At 62.8% G+C, this 21,674-nt stretch carries 32 protein-coding genes; 1 reads left to right on the forward strand and 31 read right to left on the reverse strand.

The window, feature by feature from the left end:
* Positions 1-70 precede the first annotated feature (70 nt).
* Positions 71-2,203 carry a TonB-dependent receptor gene (locus tag C1926_RS04010; protein WP_108758324.1) on the forward strand — a complete coding sequence of 711 codons (2,133 nt, stop codon included), beginning with the start codon at positions 71-73 and terminating at the stop codon, positions 2,201-2,203.
* 114 nt (positions 2,204-2,317) lie between these two features.
* On the opposite strand, the gene C1926_RS04015 is transcribed toward C1926_RS04010, so the two are convergent.
* The 31 genes from C1926_RS04015 to rpsG form a co-directional block, all read right to left on the reverse strand.
* The gene (locus tag C1926_RS04015) at positions 2,318-2,824 is read right to left on the reverse strand and encodes a disulfide bond formation protein B (protein WP_079220764.1); all 507 of its coding nucleotides are present in this window, start codon (positions 2,822-2,824) and stop codon (positions 2,318-2,320) included.
* Positions 2,825-3,094: 270 nt separating this feature from the next.
* Complete coding sequence (gene rplQ, locus C1926_RS04020; RefSeq protein WP_079220763.1) at positions 3,095-3,478, reverse strand: 50S ribosomal protein L17; 384 nt, start codon at positions 3,476-3,478, stop codon at positions 3,095-3,097.
* A gap of 189 nt (positions 3,479-3,667) precedes the next feature.
* The gene (gene rpoA, locus C1926_RS04025) at positions 3,668-4,666 is read right to left on the reverse strand and encodes a DNA-directed RNA polymerase subunit alpha (RefSeq protein ID WP_079220762.1); all 999 of its coding nucleotides are present in this window, start codon (positions 4,664-4,666) and stop codon (positions 3,668-3,670) included.
* Between the two features lie 56 nt (positions 4,667-4,722).
* Entirely contained in the window at positions 4,723-5,352 is a 630-nt protein-coding gene (gene rpsD, locus C1926_RS04030) for a 30S ribosomal protein S4 (RefSeq protein WP_004145446.1), read from the reverse strand.
* A 15-nt stretch (positions 5,353-5,367) separates the two neighbouring features.
* A complete protein-coding gene (rpsK, locus tag C1926_RS04035; protein WP_004145443.1) occupies positions 5,368-5,757 on the reverse strand; it encodes a 30S ribosomal protein S11 in 390 nt (129 codons plus the stop codon).
* Between the two features lie 11 nt (positions 5,758-5,768).
* Positions 5,769-6,125: a 30S ribosomal protein S13 gene (gene rpsM, locus C1926_RS04040; protein ID WP_025879318.1), complete on the reverse strand. Its 357-nt coding sequence runs from the start codon at positions 6,123-6,125 to the stop codon at positions 5,769-5,771.
* Positions 6,126-6,470: 345 nt separating this feature from the next.
* Complete coding sequence (secY, locus tag C1926_RS04045; protein ID WP_108746021.1) at positions 6,471-7,838, reverse strand: preprotein translocase subunit SecY; 1,368 nt, start codon at positions 7,836-7,838, stop codon at positions 6,471-6,473.
* Between the two features lie 7 nt (positions 7,839-7,845).
* Positions 7,846-8,289 carry a 50S ribosomal protein L15 gene (rplO, locus tag C1926_RS04050; RefSeq protein WP_108758325.1) on the reverse strand — a complete coding sequence of 148 codons (444 nt, stop codon included), beginning with the start codon at positions 8,287-8,289 and terminating at the stop codon, positions 7,846-7,848.
* Between the two features lie 6 nt (positions 8,290-8,295).
* Complete coding sequence (rpmD, locus tag C1926_RS04055; protein WP_004154497.1) at positions 8,296-8,487, reverse strand: 50S ribosomal protein L30; 192 nt, start codon at positions 8,485-8,487, stop codon at positions 8,296-8,298.
* Positions 8,480-9,022, reverse strand: coding sequence for a 30S ribosomal protein S5 (gene rpsE, locus C1926_RS04060; protein ID WP_004145411.1), 543 nt, complete (start codon positions 9,020-9,022; stop codon positions 8,480-8,482). Before rpsE ends, rpmD begins: the two co-directional genes overlap by 8 nt.
* Positions 9,023-9,183: 161 nt before the next feature.
* Positions 9,184-9,537 (reverse strand): 50S ribosomal protein L18, encoded by a 354-nt coding sequence (gene rplR / locus C1926_RS04065; RefSeq protein ID WP_079220760.1) that lies wholly within the window; start codon positions 9,535-9,537, stop codon positions 9,184-9,186.
* Positions 9,538-9,569: 32 nt separating this feature from the next.
* The gene (gene rplF / locus C1926_RS04070) at positions 9,570-10,094 is read right to left on the reverse strand and encodes a 50S ribosomal protein L6 (protein ID WP_108758326.1); all 525 of its coding nucleotides are present in this window, start codon (positions 10,092-10,094) and stop codon (positions 9,570-9,572) included.
* Between the two features lie 18 nt (positions 10,095-10,112).
* A complete protein-coding gene (gene rpsH / locus C1926_RS04075) occupies positions 10,113-10,511 on the reverse strand; it encodes a 30S ribosomal protein S8 (RefSeq protein WP_005408210.1) in 399 nt (132 codons plus the stop codon).
* A 256-nt stretch (positions 10,512-10,767) separates the two neighbouring features.
* On the reverse strand, positions 10,768-11,073 hold the full coding sequence (gene rpsN, locus C1926_RS04085; protein ID WP_079220758.1) for a 30S ribosomal protein S14: 306 nt from the start codon (positions 11,071-11,073) through the stop codon (positions 10,768-10,770).
* 18 nt (positions 11,074-11,091) lie between these two features.
* On the reverse strand, positions 11,092-11,634 hold the full coding sequence (gene rplE / locus C1926_RS04090) for a 50S ribosomal protein L5 (protein WP_079220757.1): 543 nt from the start codon (positions 11,632-11,634) through the stop codon (positions 11,092-11,094).
* 11 nt (positions 11,635-11,645) lie between these two features.
* On the reverse strand, positions 11,646-11,963 hold the full coding sequence (rplX, locus tag C1926_RS04095) for a 50S ribosomal protein L24 (protein WP_079220756.1): 318 nt from the start codon (positions 11,961-11,963) through the stop codon (positions 11,646-11,648).
* A gap of 16 nt (positions 11,964-11,979) precedes the next feature.
* Complete coding sequence (gene rplN / locus C1926_RS04100) at positions 11,980-12,348, reverse strand: 50S ribosomal protein L14 (protein ID WP_010483978.1); 369 nt, start codon at positions 12,346-12,348, stop codon at positions 11,980-11,982.
* A gap of 11 nt (positions 12,349-12,359) precedes the next feature.
* On the reverse strand, positions 12,360-12,629 hold the full coding sequence (rpsQ, locus tag C1926_RS04105) for a 30S ribosomal protein S17 (RefSeq protein WP_079220755.1): 270 nt from the start codon (positions 12,627-12,629) through the stop codon (positions 12,360-12,362).
* A gap of 11 nt (positions 12,630-12,640) precedes the next feature.
* Positions 12,641-12,826 (reverse strand): 50S ribosomal protein L29, encoded by a 186-nt coding sequence (gene rpmC / locus C1926_RS04110; RefSeq protein ID WP_004145353.1) that lies wholly within the window; start codon positions 12,824-12,826, stop codon positions 12,641-12,643.
* Positions 12,826-13,239 (reverse strand): 50S ribosomal protein L16, encoded by a 414-nt coding sequence (rplP, locus tag C1926_RS04115; RefSeq protein WP_004154486.1) that lies wholly within the window; start codon positions 13,237-13,239, stop codon positions 12,826-12,828. The genes rpmC and rplP overlap by 1 nt, the downstream gene beginning before the upstream one ends.
* Positions 13,240-13,244: 5 nt before the next feature.
* Entirely contained in the window at positions 13,245-13,979 is a 735-nt protein-coding gene (rpsC, locus tag C1926_RS04120) for a 30S ribosomal protein S3 (RefSeq protein ID WP_004145350.1), read from the reverse strand.
* Between the two features lie 18 nt (positions 13,980-13,997).
* A complete protein-coding gene (gene rplV, locus C1926_RS04125; RefSeq protein WP_004145348.1) occupies positions 13,998-14,333 on the reverse strand; it encodes a 50S ribosomal protein L22 in 336 nt (111 codons plus the stop codon).
* A 12-nt stretch (positions 14,334-14,345) separates the two neighbouring features.
* Entirely contained in the window at positions 14,346-14,615 is a 270-nt protein-coding gene (rpsS, locus tag C1926_RS04130; protein ID WP_004145340.1) for a 30S ribosomal protein S19, read from the reverse strand.
* A gap of 6 nt (positions 14,616-14,621) precedes the next feature.
* Entirely contained in the window at positions 14,622-15,449 is an 828-nt protein-coding gene (gene rplB / locus C1926_RS04135; RefSeq protein ID WP_004145339.1) for a 50S ribosomal protein L2, read from the reverse strand.
* Positions 15,450-15,459: 10 nt separating this feature from the next.
* A complete protein-coding gene (gene rplW, locus C1926_RS04140; protein WP_079220754.1) occupies positions 15,460-15,759 on the reverse strand; it encodes a 50S ribosomal protein L23 in 300 nt (99 codons plus the stop codon).
* Positions 15,756-16,361 carry a 50S ribosomal protein L4 gene (rplD, locus tag C1926_RS04145; protein WP_004145337.1) on the reverse strand — a complete coding sequence of 202 codons (606 nt, stop codon included), beginning with the start codon at positions 16,359-16,361 and terminating at the stop codon, positions 15,756-15,758. Before rplD ends, rplW begins: the two co-directional genes overlap by 4 nt.
* Positions 16,362-16,373: 12 nt before the next feature.
* The gene (gene rplC, locus C1926_RS04150; protein ID WP_059066096.1) at positions 16,374-17,024 is read right to left on the reverse strand and encodes a 50S ribosomal protein L3; all 651 of its coding nucleotides are present in this window, start codon (positions 17,022-17,024) and stop codon (positions 16,374-16,376) included.
* An 11-nt stretch (positions 17,025-17,035) separates the two neighbouring features.
* Entirely contained in the window at positions 17,036-17,347 is a 312-nt protein-coding gene (gene rpsJ, locus C1926_RS04155) for a 30S ribosomal protein S10 (RefSeq protein WP_010341589.1), read from the reverse strand.
* Between the two features lie 332 nt (positions 17,348-17,679).
* The gene (gene tuf / locus C1926_RS04160; RefSeq protein WP_108758327.1) at positions 17,680-18,870 is read right to left on the reverse strand and encodes an elongation factor Tu; all 1,191 of its coding nucleotides are present in this window, start codon (positions 18,868-18,870) and stop codon (positions 17,680-17,682) included.
* 51 nt (positions 18,871-18,921) lie between these two features.
* On the reverse strand, positions 18,922-21,063 hold the full coding sequence (fusA, locus tag C1926_RS04165) for an elongation factor G (RefSeq protein WP_108758328.1): 2,142 nt from the start codon (positions 21,061-21,063) through the stop codon (positions 18,922-18,924).
* 138 nt (positions 21,064-21,201) lie between these two features.
* A complete protein-coding gene (rpsG, locus tag C1926_RS04170; RefSeq protein ID WP_079220751.1) occupies positions 21,202-21,669 on the reverse strand; it encodes a 30S ribosomal protein S7 in 468 nt (155 codons plus the stop codon).
* Between the last annotated feature and the right edge of the window lie 5 nt (positions 21,670-21,674).

The following is a 21,674-nucleotide window of genomic DNA, read 5'->3' on the forward strand; positions in this document are numbered from 1 at the left end:
GATTCGCTCCGCAGTGTTACGAAGTAACAATCCAGTCACCCCTACCGGCCCCTTCCACAGCCCATCCGCCATGAAGCCCTCCCTGCTCGCTACCGGCATCACTTTCGCCCTGGCCCTGGCCAGCCTGCCCAACCTCGCCCTGGCCGCCGATGCCGGCACCGACGCGGCGCCGGTGAACGACCTCGATACGGTCACCGTCAGCGCCCAGCTCGACCAGGCGCGCAACGCGCTGTCGCCCGACATCGGCAGCAGCCAGTACCAGATCACCGCCGAGGACATCCAGAAGCAGCCGCTGGGGGCGTCCGCGCCGCTCAGCCAGGTACTGCTGCAGGCGCCCGGCGTGGTCCAGGATTCCTACGGTGGCGTGCACGTGCGCGGCGACCACGCCAACCTGCAGTACCGCATCAACGGCGTGCTGCTGCCGGAATCGATCTCCGGCTTCGGCCAGACCCTGGATGCGCGCACGATCAAGAGCATCCGGCTGATGGACGGCGCGTTGCCGGCGCAGTTCGGCGAGCGCACCGCCGCGGTGGTCGACATCACCACCCGCAGTGGCGCCGAACTCGGCAATGGCGGCAGCGTCGGCATCACCACCGGCTCGTTCGGCAAGGTCAATCCGAATGCCTCCTGGTGGGGCTCGCAGGGGCGCTGGAGCTGGTTCCTGACCGGCAACTACGACCAGAACGAGGTCGGCCTTGAAAACCCGACCAGTTCGCGCAAGCCGGAGCATGACGATACCCACCAGGGCAAAGCTTTCGCCGACCTGACCTACCTGGTCAACGACACCACCCGCCTGAGCGTGTTCGCCGGCTTCGCCAACAACCGCTTCCAGATTCCGGTCAACCCCGGGCAGTCGCCGCAGTTCGGCTACCTGGACACGACCACCTTCGATTCCAGCCAGCTGGATGAGACCCAGCGCGAAACCACCCGCTTCGGCATGCTGGTGCTGCAGGGCACGCTGGGCGAGACCGCCTACCAGGTCTCGGCCGGGCAGCGCTACAGCGATGTTGGCTTCAATCCCGACGTGGCCGGCGACCTGGTGTTCAGTGGCGTCGCCTCGCAGGTCCAGCGCAGCAACCGCGCCAATACGCTGCAGGCGGATTTTTCCACGCCGCTGGGCGACAACCACACGCTGCGCTACGGCGTATACGGCAACCAGGAACGCGCCCGTGCCAGCACCAACAGCTGGGTGTTCCCGGTCGACGATGACGGTGCGCAGGCGAGCACCACGCCGCTGCAGATTGCCGACAACAGCGCGTTCAAGGCCACCACCCTGGCGGTCTACGTGCAGGACGAATGGAAGATCGGCGACGACTGGACGGTCAACTACGGCCTGCGCGGTGATCGCTACAAGTCCTTCGGCCAGACCGAGGGCCAGCTCAGCCCGCGCCTGGGCGTGGTCTGGACTGCCAGCGTCAGCACCACCGTGCATGCCGGCTACTCGCGCTACTTCACCCCGCCCGCGAGCGAGCTGATCGCCACCAGCGACATCAGCCTGTATGACGGCACCACCAACGCACAGCCGTCCGGTGGCAACAACATCCCGCTGGCCGAGCGCAGCGACTACTACGACATCGGTGTCTCCCAGCAGGTCGGCGACCACCTGACCCTGGGCCTGGATGCCTACGACCGGCGCGTATCGCGCCTGCAGGACGAAGGCCAGTTCGGCGCCGCCTACATCTACTCGACGTTCAACTACCGCCGCGGCCACATCCGTGGCCTGGAATTCAGCGCCGACTACAGCAACGGTCCCTTCAGCGCCTACTTCAATGCCGCCCTGAACAAGGCCATCGGCACCGACGTCATCACCAGCCAGTACAACCTCGACCCGGAAGCACTGGCCTACGTGGCCGACCACTGGATCCACCTGGACCACGACCAGAAGCTGACCTCGTCAGGCGGTTTCAGCTATGCCTTCGCCGGCCACAATCGCATCGGCGCGAACTACGTGTTCGGCAGCGGCCTGCGCTCCGATACCGACACCGTGCCCAACGGGGGCGAACTGCCGTCCTACCTGCAGTTGAACCTCAGCGCCGGCCACGACTTCAATGCCGACAGCGGGCATCCGCTGCACATGCAGGTGGCGTTGATCAATGCACTGGATCGCAGCTACCAGCTGCGTGATGGCGGCGGTGTGGGTGTGTTCGCCCCGCAGTGGGGCCCGCGCCGCGGTGCCTACCTGAGCCTGCAGCAGGACTTCTGAAGTAGAGCCGGGGTGTCTGGGGTCGGATCCCTTTCCGCAGGAAAGGGCTCTGACCCCGCAACGAATGGGGTCGGAGCCCTTTGCGATGCAAAGGGATCCGACCCCACCGTGTTTTCAGCGCTTGACCTTGCGCAGCGACACCACCAGCGCCCACAGCGCCAGCAGGACGAACCACACGCCCGACCACATCGGCATGGTCATGCCCAGGAAGGTCCAGTCGATGTTGCCGCAGTTGCCGGTGCCGGTCAGCACGGTGCGGAACACTTCCAGCGGTCCCATGGTCTCGCTCAGGAACGCCAGCGGCGGGCCGCAGGTGGAACCCATCTCCGGCGGCAGCATCTGCACGTACACATGGCGTGCTGCGATGCCGAACCCGACAGCAGCGGCAATGAAGGCGAGGATGCCGTAGGTCGCGCGGCCCGGCCGGTTGGAGGGACCGTGCAAAGCGCCGATCAGGAACAGCAGGCCCAGTGCAGCGAATGCCAGCCGCTGGAAGATGCACAGCGGACAAGGCTCCAGCCCCATCTTCAACTGCAGGAAGATGGCGAAGCCGAGCAGGCCCGCGCAGATCAGGAAGCCCAGCAGGAACTGGGCGCGGAAGGGCCAGCGCAAAGGATTCATCGTGAACGCTCGAACGGATCAGGCGCCAAGCGTAACCGAGAGCGCCTCCCGTTCGAACCGCCACACGGCACGCCTGTCGGAACGGTGTGGGTCAGATCCCCTTGCGCATGCCAAGGGCTCTGACCCGCTGTGCTGCCTGCATGGGGTCAGAGCCCTTTCCTGCGGAAAGGGATCCGACCCCTTGGAACGTGCGGAAAGGGATCCGACCCCTGGAAACGCAAAAGCCCGGCAGAGGCCGGGCTTTCGCTGTATCGCGTTGGAGCGGTCCGATTACTCGGCCACTTCCTCGGCCACGGCCGGACGGTCGACCAGCTCGACGTAGGCCATCGGAGCATTGTCGCCGGCGCGGAAGCCGCACTTCAGCAGACGCAGGTAGCCGCCCGGACGGTTCGCGTAGCGCGGGCCCAGGATGGTGAACAGGTTGCCCACGGCTTCGTTGTCACGCAGGCGGGCGAAGGCCAGACGGCGGTTGGCGACGGAGTCGACCTTGGCCAGGGTGATCAGCGGCTCGGCAACGCGGCGCAGTTCCTTGGCCTTCGGCAGAGTGGTCTTGATCAGCTCGTGCTTGAACAGCGAGGCGGCCATGTTCTTGAACATCGCTTCGCGGTGGGCGCTGGTGCGGTTGAACTTACGGCCAGACTTCATGTGACGCATGGTGATATTCCTTGGTTAATGATGAGGCTGTGTGGATCGTTGTCGCCATCCTGGCGTTGCTGCGCGGACTGCGGTTGGTCCTGGCCATCCGTCCTGGACGACCTGCCCGCGAACCTGCGGTTCGTCGTGGCATGTATGTTGCGTTGAAGGCCCCACCGCGAACGGTGGAGCCTCCAGGCATTACCGATATCAGCCCAGCATGCCGTGGCTGGCGACGCCGGCCGGCGGCCAGTTCTCCAGCTTCATGCCGAGGGACAGGCCGCGCTGAGCCAGCACTTCCTTGATCTCGGTGAGCGACTTCTTGCCCAGGTTCGGGGTCTTCAGCAGCTCCACTTCGGTCTTCTGGATCAGATCGCCGATGTAGTAGATGCTTTCGGCCTTCAGGCAGTTGGCCGAACGCACGGTCAGCTCCAGATCGTCGATCGGGCGCAGCAGCACCGGATCCACCCCGTTGTTGGCCGGCTTGGCTGCACCGCGGTCGCGGTGGGTGAAGTCACCGAACACCGACAGCTGGTCGCTGAGGATGTCGGCGGCGGTGCGCACGGCTTCCTCGGCGTCGATGGTGCCGTTGGTCTCGATATCGATGACCAGCTTGTCCAGGTCGGTACGCTGTTCGACACGAGCCGCTTCCACGGCATAGGCGACGCGGCGGACCGGCGAGAACGAGGCATCCAGGACCAGGCGGCCGATGGCACGGGTTTCTTCGTCCGGACGACGACGCGCGGCAGCCGGCTGGTAGCCGAAACCACGTTCGATCTTCAGACGCATGTTGATCGCCGTATCCTTGGTCAGGTGGCAGATCACATGATCGCTGTTCAGGATCTCCACATTGTGGTCGACCTTGATGTCAGCAGCAGTGACAACGCCCGGGCCCTGCTTGGACAGGGACAGGGTGGCGCTGTCGCCGGAATGCATACGGATGGCCACGTCCTTCAGGTTCAGCAGGACTTCGAGCACGTCCTCCTGCAGACCTTCGACCGTGGTGTACTCGTGCAACACGCCGTCGATTTCGACTTCCGTGATGGCGAAGCCCGGGATGGACGACAGCAGCACGCGACGCAGGGCATTACCCAGCGTATGCCCGTAACCCCGCTCCAAAGGTTCGATAACGACCTTTGCACGGGTGTCGGTAAGGCGTTCGATCTGCGGACCGCGAGGACGCAGAACCTGGTTGGCGGTAACCGTCATGTTGCGGGTTCTCCTAGTGAACCCCCGGCCGTCGCCGGGGGCTCTCCAATGATGAATTACTTCGAATACAGCTCGACGATCAGCGCTTCGTTGATGTCCGCAGGCAGATCCGAACGATCCGGAACAGCCTTGAAGATGCCGGTGAACTTGCCGGAATCCACTTCAACCCACGACGGGCTCAGGTCATGCTGGGCGGCGACGGTCAGGGCTTCCTGGACGCGCAGCTGCTTGGCAGCCTTTTCAGACAGAGCGATGGCGTCGCCAGCCTTGACCTGGTACGAAGCCAGGTTGACCGACTTGCCATTCACGGTGACGCCGCGGTGCGACACCAGCTGACGGGCAGCCGGACGGGTCACGGCGAAGCCCATGCGGTAGACGACGTTGTCCAGGCGGGTTTCCAGCAGCTGCAGCAGGTTCTCGCCGGTGTTGCCCTTCTTGGTCGAGGCCTTCTTGTAGTAGTTGCGGAACTGACGCTCCAGCAGGCCGTAGATACGCTTGACCTTCTGCTTTTCACGCAGCTGGGTGGCGTAGTCGGACAGCTTGCCCTTGCGGGCAGTGGCGCCGTGCTGGCCGGGCTTCTGCTCCAGCTTGCACTTGGAGTCCAGCGCACGCGCCGGGCTCTTCAGGGACAGGTCGGCGCCTTCGCGACGGGCGAGCTTACAGGTAGGACCGATATAACGAGCCATTTCTTATCGCTCCCTTTAGACGCGACGCTTCTTCGGCGGACGGCACCCGTTGTGCGGGATAGGCGTCACGTCGATGATGTTGGTGATCTTGTAGCCGACGTTGTTCAACGAACGCACGGCCGACTCACGGCCCGGACCCGGACCCTTGATGCGGACTTCCAGCGACTTCACGCCGTAGTCCAGCGCAGCACGACCGGCCTTTTCAGCAGCCACCTGGGCAGCGAACGGGGTCGACTTGCGCGAACCGCGGAAGCCAGCGCCACCGGAGGTCGCCCACGACAGAGCGTTGCCCTGGCGGTCGGTGATGGTCACGATGGTGTTGTTGAACGAAGCGTGGACGTGGGCAACGCCGTCGGTGACGACGCGCTTGATCTTCTTCTTGGTCTTAGCAGCAGGCTTAGCCATTTATAGGTCCCTTACTTCCTGATCGCCTTGCGCGGGCCCTTGCGGGTGCGGGCGTTGGTACGGGTGCGCTGGCCACGCAGCGGCAGGCCGCGACGGTGACGCAGGCCGCGGTAGCAGCCCAGGTCCATCAGGCGCTTGATCGCAATGCCGATTTCACGGCGCAGATCGCCTTCCACGATGTACTTGCCGACTTCGGCGCGCAGGCGCTCGATTTCCGGCTCCGACAGATCGCGGATCTTGGTGGTCGAAGTGACGCCTGCGACTTCGCAGACCTTCTTCGAACGGGTACGGCCGATGCCGTAAATGCTTTGCAACCCGACCCAGACGTGCTTCTGGGCTGGCAGGTTGACGCCTGCAATACGCGCCATGACGCGGTTCTCCAGCTGAGTGATGGCCGACAGCGCGCCTCAGGCACGCCAATCCGGCAGGATGGATCAAAAAAGTGAACTAGCGATACTAACAAGGTTCCGGTTTACATGGAAGCCCGTGAAACATTGAAGTTTCATGGACCCGGCCTGGGGAGTGTGCCCAGGCTCCGGCGCCGGACAAGGTTGGACCTGGGTTTCCCCGGGGCCGCCCGCGCTACTCCAGCGCAGGACCACCTCGCCACACCCCCACCCGGAACCGCTGCGGGGGCCGCCCTTCGTTTGTGTGGCCAGAGTCCGCGAAGCGGAGGACCATCACGTCAGGAAGACGAAAGTATAACAGGCTTATCAGCCGCGGGCAAAACCGCCGCGGTTGCCGCCCTTCAGGTTGGCCTTCTTCAGCAGGCTCTCGTACTGGTGGGACATCAGGTGCGCCTGCACCTGGGCGATGAAGTCCATCACCACCACCACGACGATCAGCAGCGAAGTACCACCGAAGTAGAACGAGGCGTTCAGCTGCGTGCGCATCAGTTCCGGCAGCAGGCAGACGATCACCAGGTAAGCCGAACCTGCAGCCGTCAGGCGGGTCAGCACGCCGTCGATGTAATCGGCGGTGGCCTTGCCCGGACGGATGCCCGGAATCAGCGCGCCCGACTTCTTCAGGTTGTCGGCGGTTTCCTGCGAGTTGAACACCAGCGCGGTATAGAAGAACGCAAAACCGGTGATCAGCGCAGCGAACACGATCATGTGCAGCGGCTCGCCCGGGCCCAGTGCGTTGGCGACCTTCTGCAGGGTCTGGCCGACGGCGCTCTGGTTGGCGGCCTGGCCGGACCACATGGCCAGGGTGGCCGGGAAGGCCAGCAGGCTCGAGGCGAAGATCGCCGGGATGACGCCGGCCATGTTCAGCTTCAGCGGCAGGAACGAGGTCTGGTTCATGTACGCGTTGCGACCGCCCTGGCGGCGCGCGTAGTTGACCGTGATCCGGCGCTGGCCGCGCTCGACGAACACCACGAAGAAGGTGAAGGCGAGGACGACGATGGCGATCAGCAGCAGCTGGATGAACTGGATGTTGCCGTCGCGGTAGGCGTCGAAGGTGTGGATGACCGCACCCGGCAGGCCCGCCACGATACCGGCGAAGATGATCAGCGACACGCCGTTGCCGATGCCGCGCTCGGTGACCTGCTCACCGACCCACATCAGGAACATGGTGCCGGCGGTCAGTGCGACCACGGCGGTGAGCACGAAGCCCATGCCCGGCGCGTAGACGACCGCAGCGCCCGACGGTGCCACCTGGTTCTGCAGCGCCAGGGCGATCGAACCGCCCTGCACCACCGCCAGCAGCACGGCGCCGATGCGCGAATACTGGGTGATCTTGCGGCGGCCGGACTCACCTTCCTTCTGCATCGCCTTCAAGGCGGGGAAGATGTGGGTGGCCAGCTGCATCACGATCGATGCCGAGATGTACGGCATCACGTTGAGCGCGAAGATGCTCAAACGGTGCAGGGCGCCGCCCGAGAACATGTTGAACATGTCCACGATGCCGCCGCCCTGCTGTTGCATCATGGCAAGCATGGCATCGGGATTGACGCCCGGCACCGGCACATAACAGCCGATGCGATAGACGATCAAAGCCCCGACGACGAACAGCAAACGTTGGCGAAGTTCAGTGAACTTGCCCATTCCGCCCGCGAGGTTACCGATGCCAGCTTGCGCCATGATTTTCTTACTCCGTCACGCTGCCGCCGGCAGCTTCGATTGCAGCCTTGGCACCAGCCGTGGCAGCAATACCCTTCAGGGTGAACGCCTTGGTCAGTTCGCCCTTGAGGACGACCTTGGCCTTCTTTGCAGTGCTCGGGACCAGCTTGGCAGCACGCAGGGCAGCGAAGTCGATCTCGCCGGCCGGCAGCTTGTCCAGCGCGTACAGCAGCACTTCAGCGGTGTCCTTCGCGATCGGCGAACGGAAGCCGATCTTCGGCAGACGACGCTGCATGGGGGTCTGGCCGCCTTCGAAGCCAGCCTTGATCTTGCCGCCACCCTTACGGGCGAACGAGCCCTTGTGGCCGCGACCGGCAGTCTTGCCCAGGCCCGAGCCGATACCGCGACCGACGCGGGTGCGCTCGGTGCGGGCGCCCGGTGCCGGGCTCAGTTCATTGAGACGCAGAGTCATGATCGATTACTCCTCAACCTTGACGAGGTAGTGAACGGTGTTGATCAGACCGCGAACCTGCGGGCTGTCCTTCAGTTCACGGACATCGTTGAGCTTGTTCAGGCCCAGGGCACGCACCGACAGGCGGTGACGCGACTGGGTACCACGCAGGCCGCGCACCAGGCGCACCTTCACAGTCTTGTTGGACTCATTAGCCATGGTTGAGTTCCTCCACCTTCTTGCCGCGCTTGGCCGCGATGCGAGCCGGCGACTGCGCAGCAGACAGGCCCTTCACGGTGGCACGCACCAGGTTGATCGGGTTGCGCGAACCGGTGGCCTTGGCCAGCACGTTCTTCACGCCAACCGCTTCCAGCACGGCGCGCATGGCACCGCCGGCGATGACGCCGGTACCTTCGGAAGCCGGCTGCATGAACACGCGGGCTGCGCCATGACCATCCTTGATGGTGTGCCACAGGGTGCCGTTGTTCAGGTCAACGCTGACCAGGTTCTTGCGAGCCTGTTCCATCGACTTCTGGATGGCGACCGGCACTTCGCGCGCCTTGCCATAACCGAAACCGACCTTGCCTTCGCCGTCGCCGACCACGGTCAGGGCGGTGAAGGTGAACTGGCGGCCACCCTTGACGGTCTTGCTGACGCGGTTGACCGCGACCAGCTTTTCGATCATGCCGTCGTCGACTTTCTCTTCGCGGTTACGGTCGCGATCGCGACCCCGCTGCTGACGTTCTTCTGCCATCTTGATTCCTTGGTAGTTTGGGTATGTACGGCTCGAGGCCGCTTATGGTTGTGAAGTACCGCGTTGGTGCGGTGGGCCGCTGCAGAAGAGCGGCGCCGCCCCGCCTCACTCAGGCGGGCGAGCAGGCGGACAGGGGACCAGAAGTCCCCTGCCCTTATCCCTTAGAACTGCAGGCCGGCTTCGCGGGCGGCTTCTGCCAGGGCCTTGATGCGGCCGTGGTAGCGGTAGCCCGAACGATCGAAGGCAACCTTCTCGACGCCAGCGGCCTTGGCACGCTCAGCGACGATACGGCCGACCTTGGCGGCGGCATCGGCGTTCTTGCCGTTCTTCAGGCCTTCCATGATGTCGGTCTGGGTGGTGTTGGCGGCAGCCAGCACCTTGGAACCGTCAGCGGTGAAGACCTGGGCGTACAGGTGCTGGCCGGTGCGCAGCACCGACAGGCGGGCGACGCCGAGCTCACGGATGTGGGCGCGGGTCGACTTGGCGCGACGCAGGCGGGCGATGTTCTTGTTCATGATTTTTTTCCCTTGAAAGCGGAAGAGCCTAATTAGGCCTTCTTGGCTTCCTTACGGATGATGACTTCGTCGGAGTACTTCACGCCCTTGCCCTTGTACGGTTCCGGCTTGCGGAACGCACGGATCTTGGCGGCGACTTCACCGACGACCTGCTTGTCAGCGCCCTGCACCAGAATTTCGGTCTGGGTCGGGGTGGTGATGGTGATGCCTTCCGGCGCCACGAACACGATCGGGTGCGAGTAACCGAGCGACAGGCTCAGATCCTTGCCCTGCATGGCAGCACGGTAGCCCACGCCGACCAGCTCCAGCTTGCGCTCGAAGCCTTCGGAAACACCCTTGACCATGTTGGCCAGGATGGCGCGGACGGTGCCGGTCAGCGGGACCAGGTCAGCGTTCTCGGTGCTCAGGGTGGCAACGCCGTTGTCGACGTTGATGGCAATGCCGGCCGGCTTCGACAGCGACAGGGTGCCCTTCGGGCCCTTGACGGTGACGGAATCGGCCTGGACGTTCAGTTCAGTCTTACCCAGGGTGACGGGCTTCTTGGCTACGCGGGACATAGTATTACTCCTTTCGCCTTAGGCCACGAAGCACAGGACTTCGCCGCCGACGCCCAGCTGGCGCGCCTGCGCATCAGTCATGATGCCCTTGGAGGTGGAAATGATGGAGATACCCAGGCCATTCATGACCTTCGGCAGCTCGCTCTTGCCGCGGTACTGGCGCAGGCCCGAACGCGAGAAGCGCTTCAGGGTCGCGATGACCGGCTTGCCTTCGAAATACTTCAGCACGATTTCCAGCTCGGACTTGTTGTTTTCCAGCTGGGTCACGCGCAGGTCGGTGATGTAACCCTCGTCCTTCAGGACCTGGGCGATCGCAACCTTGATCTTGGACGACGGGGCTTTCACCGTCTGCTTGCCAACCGCTGCCGCATTCTTGATGCGGACCAGCAGGTCGGCGATGGGATCAGTCATGCTCATATGAGTACCTTTGAGTGCACCGATATCCGCTTTCGCGAAAATCTGTTGTCTCCTGGAAACGGGCCAGGTCCCTTGTTGCAGCAGGCCGATGGCCTGCCCTGCTACCCCGTTTGCACAGAGCAAGACGCGGGAGTATACGCCAAAAGAGCCCGGCTTGCGCCGGGCTCTTCGGTTTTTTGCGTCGGGAAGGCTGAATGCCTCCCCTGCCCGGTTCAGGAACCCCCGAAGGGGCTCCTGATCACAGGGCCGGCTGGGATTACCAGCTGGCCTTGCGCAGACCCGGGACGTCGCCACGCATGGTGGCTTCGCGCAGCTTGTTACGGCCCAGGCCGAACTTGCTGTAGACGCCACGCGGACGACCCGACAGTTCGCAACGGTTGCGGTGGCGGCTCGGCGACGAATCGCGCGGCAGCTTGGCCAGCTTGGTTGCGGCGTCGATCTTCTCTTCGTAGGTCGCGTCCACGGAGGACACGATCTTCTTCAGAGCCGCACGCTTTTCAGCGTACTTCTTTGCCAGCTTTTCCCGCTTGATGTCGCGGTTGACCATGGAGGTCTTTGCCATTTCGGATTCCTCGACGGATCAGTTACGGAACGGGAACTTGAACGCTGCCAGCAGCGCCTTCGCTTCCGCATCGGTCTTCGCAGTGGTGGTGATGGCGATATCCATGCCGCGGATCGCGTCGACAGCGTCGAAGTCGATTTCCGGGAAGATGATCTGTTCCTTCACACCCATGTTGAAGTTGCCGCGACCGTCGAAGGAACGACCGGAAACACCACGGAAGTCGCGCACGCGCGGCAGCGAGATGTTGATCAGGCGATCCAGGAACTCGTACATCTTGTGGCGACGCAGCGTGGTCTTGCAGCCGATCGGCCAACCATCACGGATCTTGAACGACGCAACCGACACGCGCGACTTGGTGACAACCGGCTTCTGGCCGGAAATCTTGGTCATGTCGCCGACGGCGTTTTCCAGGATCTTCTTGTTGGTGGCCGCTTCGCCGACACCCATGTTCAGGGTGACCTTGACAAGCTTCGGCACTTCCATCGGATTGGTGTAACCGAACTGCTTCATCAGCGCCGGTACCACTTCTTCCTTGTAGAACTTTTCGAGACGGGAACTCATCTTCTCATTCCTCAGGCGTCAAGCGCCTCACCGCTGGAGCGGAACACACGCAGTTTGCGTCCATCCTCCAGCACCTTGAAGCCAACGCGTTCGCCCTTGCCCGAAGCCGGGTTCAGCACATTCACGTTGGAGATATGGATCGAAGCTTCGCGCTCGACCACGCCGCCGGCAACACCTGCCTGCGGGTTCGGCTTGGTGTGGCGCTTGACGATGTTCACGTTGCCGACGACCACACGGTCGCCGTCGACGCGGACGACTTCGCCCTGCTTGCCCTTGTCCTTGCCGGCGTTGACGACAACCTGGTCGCCCTTCTTGATACGGTTAGCCATGATTATCTCCTGTCGCTCACAGCACTTCGGGAGCGAGCGAGACGATCTTCATGAACTTCTCAGAGCGAAGTTCACGAGTCACCGGCCCGAAGATACGGGTGCCGATCGGCTCCTGCTTGTTGTTCAGCAGGACGGCAGCGTTGCCGTCGAAGCGGATCAGCGAACCGTCGGCGCGACGCACACCCTTGCGGGTACGCACCACGACGGCGTCATACACTTCACCCTTCTTGACCTTGCCGCGCGGAATCGCATCCTTCACGGTGACCTTGATGATGTCGCCGATGCCGGCGTAACGGCGCTTGGAACCACCCAGCACCTTGAAGCACATCACCTGCTTGGCACCCGAATTGTCCGCGACGTCAAGGTAGCTCTGCATCTGGATCATGATTCAGCTCCTTATTCAGCCGCGCGCGTGATGACTTCCACCACGCGCCAGTTCTTGGTCTTGGACATCGGAGCAATCTCGGTCACGCGGACGACATCGCCTTCCTTGCAGGCGTTGTCGGCATCGTGGGCGTGCAGCTTCGTCGAGCGCTTGATGTACTTGCCGTACAACGCGTGCTTGACCTGACGCTCAACCAGGACGGTAACCGTCTTGTCCATCTTGTTGCTGACGACACGGCCTTCGACCGTGCGCAGCGCCTTGTTTTCGATATTGTCGCTCATAGCGGCCGTCCTTACTTCGTGCTGCCGAGCAGCGTCTTGACGCGAGCAATCTCACGACGGACGCGGCGGATATCGTGAGTCTTCGGCAGCTGGCCGGTGACCTGCTGCATACGGACAGAGAACTGTTCCTTACGCAGGTCGATCAGGTGGGCCTTCAGTTCGTCAGCCGACTTTTCACGGAGAGTTTTCAGTTCCATCAGCGCACCGTCCGGGTCACGAAAGTGGTGGTGACCGAGAGCTTGGCGGCGGCCAGGCGGAACGCCTCGCGTGCCACTTCCTCCGAGACACCCTCGATTTCATAGATCATGCGGCCGGGCTGGATCTGGGCCACCCAGTATTCCACGTTGCCCTTACCCGAACCCATTCGAACTTCGATGGGCTTCTTGGTGATGGGCTTGTCGGGGAACACACGGATCCACATCTTGCCACCGCGCTTGACGTAGCGGCTGATCGAGCGGCGGGCCGCTTCGATCTGACGCGCGGTCAGCTGGCCGTGGGCGGTTGCCTTGAGGCCGTACTCGCCGAAGCTGACAGCGTTGGCGCTCCAGCTCAGGCCGTCGTTACGGCCCTTGTGCACCTTGCGGTACTTGGTTCGCTTGGGTTGCAACATTGTCGTTACCTCGCTTCACGAGCCGGGCGCTGACGGTCACCGCGGTCGCCGCGATCGTGACGATCGTTGCGCGACGGGGTGTCGTCCTGCTTTTCCTGGCCAACCTGGGAGAAATCAAAGACCTCGCCCTTGTAGATCCAGACCTTGATGCCGATGATGCCGTAGGTCGTCTTGGCTTCAGCGAAGCCATAGTCGATGTCGGCACGCAGGGTGTGCAGCGGCACGCGGCCTTCGCGGTACCACTCCGAACGGGCGATTTCTGCACCGTTGAGGCGGCCACCCACGTTGACCTTGATGCCCAGGGCACCCAGGCGCATCGCGTTGCCGACCGAGCGCTTCATGGCGCGGCGGAACATGATGCGACGCTCCAGCTGCTGGGCGATCGACTCGGCAACGAGCTGAGCGTCCAGTTCCGGCTTGCGCACTTCGGTGACGTTGATGTGCGCCGGGACGCCCATCATCTCGCTCACTTCCTTGCGCAGCTTCTCGATGTCCTCACCGCGCTTGCCGATCACCACGCCCGGACGGGCGGTGTGGATCGTCACGCGAGCGGTCTTGGCCGGACGCTCGATCAGGATCTTGCTGATGCCGGCCTGAGCCAGCTTCTTGCGCAGCATTTCGCGCACTTTCAGGTCGGCTGCCAGGTAACCAGCGAACTCGGCCTTGTTGGCGTACCACTTGGAGTTCCAGTCCTTGGAAATGCCGAGGCGGATACCAATCGGATGAACTTTATGACCCATGGTCTTTTCCTTATCCGCTTACTTGGCGGCGCCCACAACCACAGTGATGTGGCTGGTGCGCTTGAGGATGCGGGTACCGCGGCCTTTCGCCCGCGCCATGAAACGCTTCAGGGTCGGACCTTCATCAACCATGATGGTCTGAACCTTCAGCTCGTCGACGTCGGCGCCCTGGTTGTTCTCGGCATTTGCAATAGCCGACTCCACCACCTTCTTGATCAGGTGGGCAGCCTTCTTGTCCGAGAACTTCAGCAGGTTGACCGCACGTTCGGCCGGCAGACCGCGCACCTGGTCAGCGACCAGACGAGCCTTCTGCGGGGAGATGCGCGCAGTGCGCAGGATGGCTTTCGCTTCCATTGTCATCTCTCCTTACTTACCCGACTTCTTGTCACCACCGTGACCCTTGAAGGTCCGGGTGATGGCAAATTCGCCGAGCTTGTGGCCGACCATGTTCTCGTTGACGAGAACCGGGATGTGGTTCTTGCCGTTATGCACGGCAATGGTGACGCCTACCATGTCAGGCAGGATCATCGAACGACGCGACCAGGTCTTGATCGGACGCTTGCTACCCGCAGCGGCAGCCACCTTAGCAACCAGGTGGTGATCGACAAACGGGCCCTTCTTGAGTGAACGTGCCATGGTCGATTAGCCCCTACGATCGCGGACGATGAACTGCTGAGTGCGCTTGTTATGGCGCGTCTTGTAACCCTTGGTCGGGACACCCCACGGGGTGACCGGATGCGGATTACCCTGGCCGGCCTTGGCCTCACCACCACCGTGCGGGTGGTCAACCGGGTTCATGGCAGCACCACGAACGGTCGGGCGGACGCCGCGCCAACGCTTGGCACCGGCCTTGCCCAGCTTTTCCAGGCTGTGCTCGTCGTTGCCGACTTCACCGATGGTGGCGCAGCACTCGACCGGAACCTTACGCATTTCACCCGAGCGCAGGCGCAGGGTGGCGTAGATGCCTTCGCGGGCAACCAGCTGCACGGCCGCACCAGCGGCGCGGGCGATCTGAGCGCCCTTGCCGGGCTTCAGTTCGATGCAGTGGATGGTGGTACCGACCGGGATGTTGCGCAGCGGCAGGGTGTTGCCAGCCTTGATCGGGGCATCCGAACCAGCGATCACCTGATCACCAGCCTTCAGGCCCTTCGGGGCGATGATGTAGCGACGCTCGCCGTCGACGTAGCACAGCAGGGCGATGTGGGCGGTGCGGTTCGGATCGTATTCGATGCGTTCCACGCGCGCCGGGATGCCCAGCTTGTTGCGCTTGAAGTCGATGATGCGGTAGTGCTGCTTGGCACCACCACCGACGTGACGCACGGTGATGCGGCCATGGTGGTTACGACCACCCGAGCGGCTCTGCGACTCGACCAGTGCGGCGTGCGGAGCACCCTTGTGCAGGTCGGGGGTAACCACGCGCACGGCCGAACGGCGGCCGGGGGAAGTGGGCTTGAATTTCATCAATGGCATGGGATGTACCTCAGGCCTTGGCCGTTACATCGATCGACTGGCCGTCGGCCAGGCGAACGTAAGCCTTACGCCAATCGCCGCGGCGGCCAGCACGGTTACGGAAGGACTTGTTCTTGCCCTTGACGTTGACCACGTTGACAGCCTCGACCTTGACGCCGAACAGCTGCTCAACCGCGGCCTTTACATCGGCTTTGGTGGCTTCGTTCGAAACTTCGAAGGCATACTGGTTGGAGAGTTCCTGAATGCGAGCGGTCTTTTCGGAGACACGCGGGGCACGCAGCACGCTGAAGATTTTTTCGTTGCTGTTCATGCCAGCCACTCCTCGACCTTCTTGACCGCATCAGCGGTGATGACGACCGTGTCGGCACCGACCAGCGACACCGGGTCCAGACCCTGGACGTCACGCACCTGCACGTACGGCAGATTGCGGGCGGACAGGTACAGGTGCTCGGAGGCTTCTTCAGTGACGATCAGCGGGCGCTTGCCCACTTCCAGGCCGGCCAGCTTGGCGATCAGACCCTTCGTGTTGGTCACTTCGACATCGAAGGACTCCACGATGGTCAGACGGCCCTGACGGTTCAGCTCGGACAGGATCGCGCACATGGCGGCACGGTACTGCTTACGATTGACCTTCTGCTCGAAGCTGCGCGGCTTCGCCGCGAAGGTGACACCGCCGCCGACGAAGATCGGAGCCGTCAGTGCGCCATGACGCGCGCCGCCGCCCTTCTGCTTCTTCGACTTCTTGGTGGTACCTGCCACTTCGGAGCGAGTCTTCTGCGCCTTGGTGCCGGCGCGACCGGCGTTGCGGTAAGCAACGACGACCTGGTGGACCAGATCTTCGCTGAAATCGCGACCGAACACGGCGTCGGAGACCGAGACCTTGTTATTGCTACCCGTGATAACGAGTTCCATCGTCATCTCTCCTTATGCCTTGCTCGCCGGACGGACGATCACGTCGCCACCCGCCGCGCCCGGAACGGCGCCGCGAACCGCGATCAGACCGCGTTCGACGTCGACCTTGACAACTTCCAGGTTCTGGGTGCTCTGCTGCACGGAGCCCATGTGACCGGACATCTTCTTGCCCGGGAACACGCGACCCGGCGTCTGGCGCTGACCCAGCGAACCCGGCGCGCGATGCGACAGCGAGTTACCGTGGGTAGCGTCACCCATACGGAAGTTGTAGCGCTTGATGGTGCCCTGGAAGCCCTTACCCTTGGTGACACCCTGGACGTCGACGATCTGGCCGACTTCAAAGATGTCCGCCTTGACTTCGCCGCCAACGGCGAAATCGCCGAGCTGCGCGTCTTCAACGCGGAATTCCCACAGGCCACGACCCGCTTCCACCTTCGCCTTGGCGAAGTGGCCGGCTTCCGGCTTGTTGACCAGGGCAGCGCGACGAGCGCCGACGGTCACCTGCACGGCGCTGTAGCCGTCGGTTTCGACGGTCTTGATCTGCGCGATGCGGTTCGGGGTTGCTTCGATCAGGGTCACCGGGATGGAGCGGCCATCTTCAGTGAACACGCGGCTCATGCCAGCCTTGCGGCCCACGAAGCCCAACGAATACTTCTTCGTCATGGTCGTAGTCCTCAGGTCAGCTTGATCTGAACGTCGACGCCGGCAGCCAGTTCGAGCTTCATCAGCGCGTCCACGGTCTTGTCATTCGGGTCAACGATATCGAGCACGCGCTTGTGCGTGCGGGTCTCGTACTGGTCACGCGCGTCCTTGTCGACGTGCGGGGAAACGAGAATGGTGTAACGCTCGATCTTGGTCGGCAGCGGGATCGGGCCACGCACTTGCGCGCCGGTCCGCTTGGCCGTCTCAACGATCTCGCTGGCCGAACGGTCGATCAGACGATGATCGAACGCTTTCAGCCGGATCCGGATCTTTTGGTCCGCCATGGCGGTAGGTTCCTTCGTTAAAAGAGCGACAGACAAAGCCTCTGGGTTGCTTTGTCCCATGAAATCCCTGAATACGGACGGCCCGCACTCCTGCAGGCCGACAAGGTCAATCCGTAGACCTCAAAAACGTAGGCAGACCTAGAAACAGGCCTGCCCAGACGACGAAGCATAATGGCACGCAAGGCAGCTGTCAACAGTTTCCTGTTGACGCCGCCTGAATGGCATTGACCCTTCCTGGTCCGGGGAACACAAGGCACATCCTGTGCCTACTTTCCCGTTTGATACGCCCCGATGCCCTACCCAGGCAACATCGGGGCGCAGAGTGTAGCAGATTACTCGAGGATGCTGGCAACCACGCCGGCGCCGACGGTACGGCCACCTTCGCGGATTGCGAAGCGCAGGCCGGCGTCCATGGCGACCGGGTTGATCAGGGTGACAACCATCTTGATGTTGTCGCCCGGCATCACCATCTCGACGCCTTCCGGCAGCTCAACCGCACCGGTGATGTCGGTGGTACGGAAGTAGAACTGCGGACGGTAGCCCTTGAAGAACGGGGTGTGGCGGCCGCCCTCGTCCTTCGACAGCACGTAGACTTCGGCGTCGAACTTGGTGTGCGGCTTGATCGAACCCGGCTTGGCCAGAACCTGGCCACGCTCGACGTCGTCACGCTTGGTGCCGCGCAGCAGCAGACCGGCGTTGTCGCCTGCCTGACCCTGGTCCAGCAACTTGCGGAACATTTCGACGCCGGTCACGGTGGTCTTCTGCACCGGACGGATGCCGACGATTTCGATTTCTTCGCCGACCTTGATCACGCCGCGCTCGATACGACCGGTCACCACGGTGCCGCGGCCCGAGATCGAGAACACGTCTTCCACCGGCATCAGGAACGGCTTGTCGACGTCACGCTCCGGGGTCGGGATCCAGCTGTCGAGAGCTTCGACCAGCTTGATCACGGCCGGCACGCCGATGTCGCTCTGGTCGCCTTCCAGCGCCAGGCGGGCCGAACCCGAGATGATCGGGGTGTCGTCGCCCGGGAAGTCGTACTTGCTCAGCAGCTCGCGGACTTCCATTTCGACCAGTTCCAGCAGCTCGGCATCGTCAACCATGTCGGCCTTGTTCAGGAACACGACGATGTACGGCACGCCGACCTGACGCGACAGCAGGATGTGCTCGCGGGTCTGCGGCATCGGGCCGTCAGCGGCCGAGCACACCAGGATCGCGCCGTCCATCTGGGCGGCACCGGTGATCATGTTCTTGACGTAGTCAGCATGGCCCGGGCAATCCACGTGCGCGTAGTGGCGCTCGGTGGATTCGTATTCGACGTGTGCGGTCGAGATCGTGATACCACGAGCCTTCTCTTCCGGAGCGGCGTCGATCGCCGAGTAATCCTTGAATTCGCCACCGAAGCGCTCGGCGCCGATCTTGGTCAGCGCGGCGGTCAGCGTGGTCTTGCCATGATCGACGTGACCGATGGTGCCGACGTTGACGTGCGGCTTGGTGCGCTCGAACTTACCCTTTGCCATTGTTGTATCCCTTGATTGTCGTAAGTGGTTTCAGGAGAGGCTGAGCGAGGCTCAGCCCTTCTTCATGACGGCTTCGGCGATGTTGTTCGGCGCCGGCTCGTAATGGTCGAATTCCATGGTGAAGGTGGCGCGGCCCTGGGTCTGCGAACGCAGAGCCGTGGCGTAACCGAACATTTCACCCAGCGGGATCATCGCGTTGATGATCGAAGCGGAGCCGTCACCAGTGGTGTCAGAACCCTGCAGCACGCCACGACGACGGCTCACGTCGCCCATCACGTCACCCTGGTAATCCTCCGGGGTCACGATCTCGACCTTCATGATCGGCTCCAGCAGCACCGGCTTGGCCTTGGCGAAGCCCTGCTTGAAGGCCATCGACGAAGCGAGCTTGAACGCCATTTCCGAGGAGTCGACGTCGTGGTACGAACCGAAGACCAGCTTGACCTTCACGTCCACCACCGGGAAGCCAGCCAGCGGACCGCTGGTGATGGTTTCGCGCAGGCCCTTTTCGATCGAAGGAATGAATTCCTTCGGAATCACGCCGCCGGTGATGTCATTGACGAACAGGAAGTCGTCCTTGATGTTGGCCGACAGCTTGGCATCGGCACGGTCGGCAGCGGTCAGCGGCGACAGCTCGATCACGACGTGACCGTACTGACCCTTACCACCGGACTGCTTGGCGTGCTTGTAGTCCGACTTGACGTCGGCCAGGGTGATGGTTTCGCGGTAGGCAACCTGCGGCGCGCCGACGTTGGCTTCAACGTTGAACTCGCGCTTCAGGCGGTCGACGATGATGTCCAGGTGCAGCTCGCCCATGCCCGAGATGATGGTCTGGCCGGATTCTTCGTCGGTCTTGACGCGGAACGACGGATCTTCCTGCGCCAGGCGGCCCAGGGCCAGACCCATCTTTTCCTGGTCCGACTTGGTCTTCGGCTCGACAGCCATCGAGATCACCGGCTCCGGGAACGTCATGCGCTCCAGGATGATCGGCTGGTCGACCGAGCACAGGGTGTCACCGGTGGTGGTGTCCTTCAGGCCCACGGCAGCGGCGATGTCACCAGCCAGAACTTCCTTGATTTCTTCGCGGTTGTTCGAATGCATCTGCAGGATGCGGCCGATGCGCTCCTTCTTGCCCTTCACCGAGTTCAGGACGGTGTCGCCACCGTTCAGGGTGCCCGAGTAGACACGGAAGAAGGTCAGCGCGCCGACGAACGGGTCGGTGATGATCTTGAAGGCCAGCGACGAGAACGGAGCCTTGTCGTCGGACTTGCGGGTCATGGCGACGTTTTCGTCATCCACGTCGGTACCGGTCACGTCCGGCACGTCGACCGGCGACGGCAGCAGCTGGATCACGCCGTCGAGCATGGCCTGCACGCCCTTGTTCTTGAACGCCGAACCGCAGTACATCGGGACGATTTCGGTGGCCAGGGTACGGGTACGCAGCGCGTTGATGATTTCGGACTCGGCCAGCTCTTCGCCGCCCAGGTACTTTTCCATCAGCTCTTCGCTGGCTTCAGCCGCGGCTTCGATCATGAAGGTACGGGCTTCTTCAGCCTTTTCCTGCAGGTCGGCCGGGATGTCGCCGTATTCGAACTTCATGCCCTGCGAGGCTTCATCCCAATGGATGGCCTTCATCTTCAGCAGGTCGACGACGCCCTTGAAGCCATCTTCGGCACCGATCGGCAGCTGCATCGGCACGGCGACAGCGCCGAGCTTGGCCTTCAGCTGGTCACGGACCTTGTAGAAGTTGGCGCCGGTGCGGTCCATCTTGTTGACGAACGCAATGCGCGGCACCTTGTAACGGTTGGCCTGGCGCCACACGGTTTCCGACTGCGGCTGCACGCCACCGACGGCACACAGCACGAACACCGCGCCGTCGAGCACGCGCAGCGAACGCTCGACTTCGATGGTGAAGTCAACGTGCCCGGGGGTATCGATGATGTTGAAGCGGTGCTCCGGCAGGGACTTGTCCATGCCCTTCCAGAACGCGGTGGTGGCAGCGGACTGGATCGTGATGCCACGCTCCTGCTCCTGCTCCATCCAGTCCATGGTGGCGGCGCCGTCGTGCACTTCACCGATCTTGTGGCTCTTGCCGGTGTAGAACAGGATGCGCTCGGACGTGGTGGTCTTGCCGGCATCGATGTGAGCCATGATGCCGAAGTTACGGTAACGCTCGATGGGAGTGGAACGGGCCACGGGGAGCCTCTCAGATTTCTTGGATTTCGGATGGCCGAACGCCGCCTTGCGGCGGCCTTCGGATTGGCGCAGCCCTTCCGGGGCCGCGAGGCAGCACCGATGTGGTGCTGCCCTGCCTGTTTTACAAGGCCGTCAAACTCACCAGCGGTAGTGGGCGAAGGCCTTGTTGGCTTCGGCCATGCGGTGGGTTTCTTCGCGCTTCTTGATGGCGCCGCCACGGTTTTCCGAGGCGTCGATCAGTTCAGCAGCCAGCTTCTTCGGCATGGTGTTCTCACCACGCTTGCGCGCGGAGTCGATCAGCCAGCGCATGGCCAGAGCCATCTTGCGCGATGCACGCACTTCGACCGGCACCTGGTAGGTGGCACCACCGACACGGCGCGACTTGACTTCGACCGACGGAGCGACGTTGTCCAGAGCCTTCTGCACCAGCTCGATCGAGTTGGCGTTCTTCTCGGCGATGACGTCCATGGCACCGTACACGATCTTTTCAGCGACGGACTTCTTGCCGCTCAGCATGACCATGTTGATGAAACGGGCGATGGTTTCGCTTCCGTGCTTCGGATCCGGCAGGACGGAACGCTGCGGAGTATTACCCTTACGCGACATAGTGG

Origin of the sequence: Stenotrophomonas sp. ZAC14A_NAIMI4_1 (assembly GCF_003086915.1) — a bacterium.
Lineage (GTDB): Bacteria > Pseudomonadota > Gammaproteobacteria > Xanthomonadales > Xanthomonadaceae > Stenotrophomonas.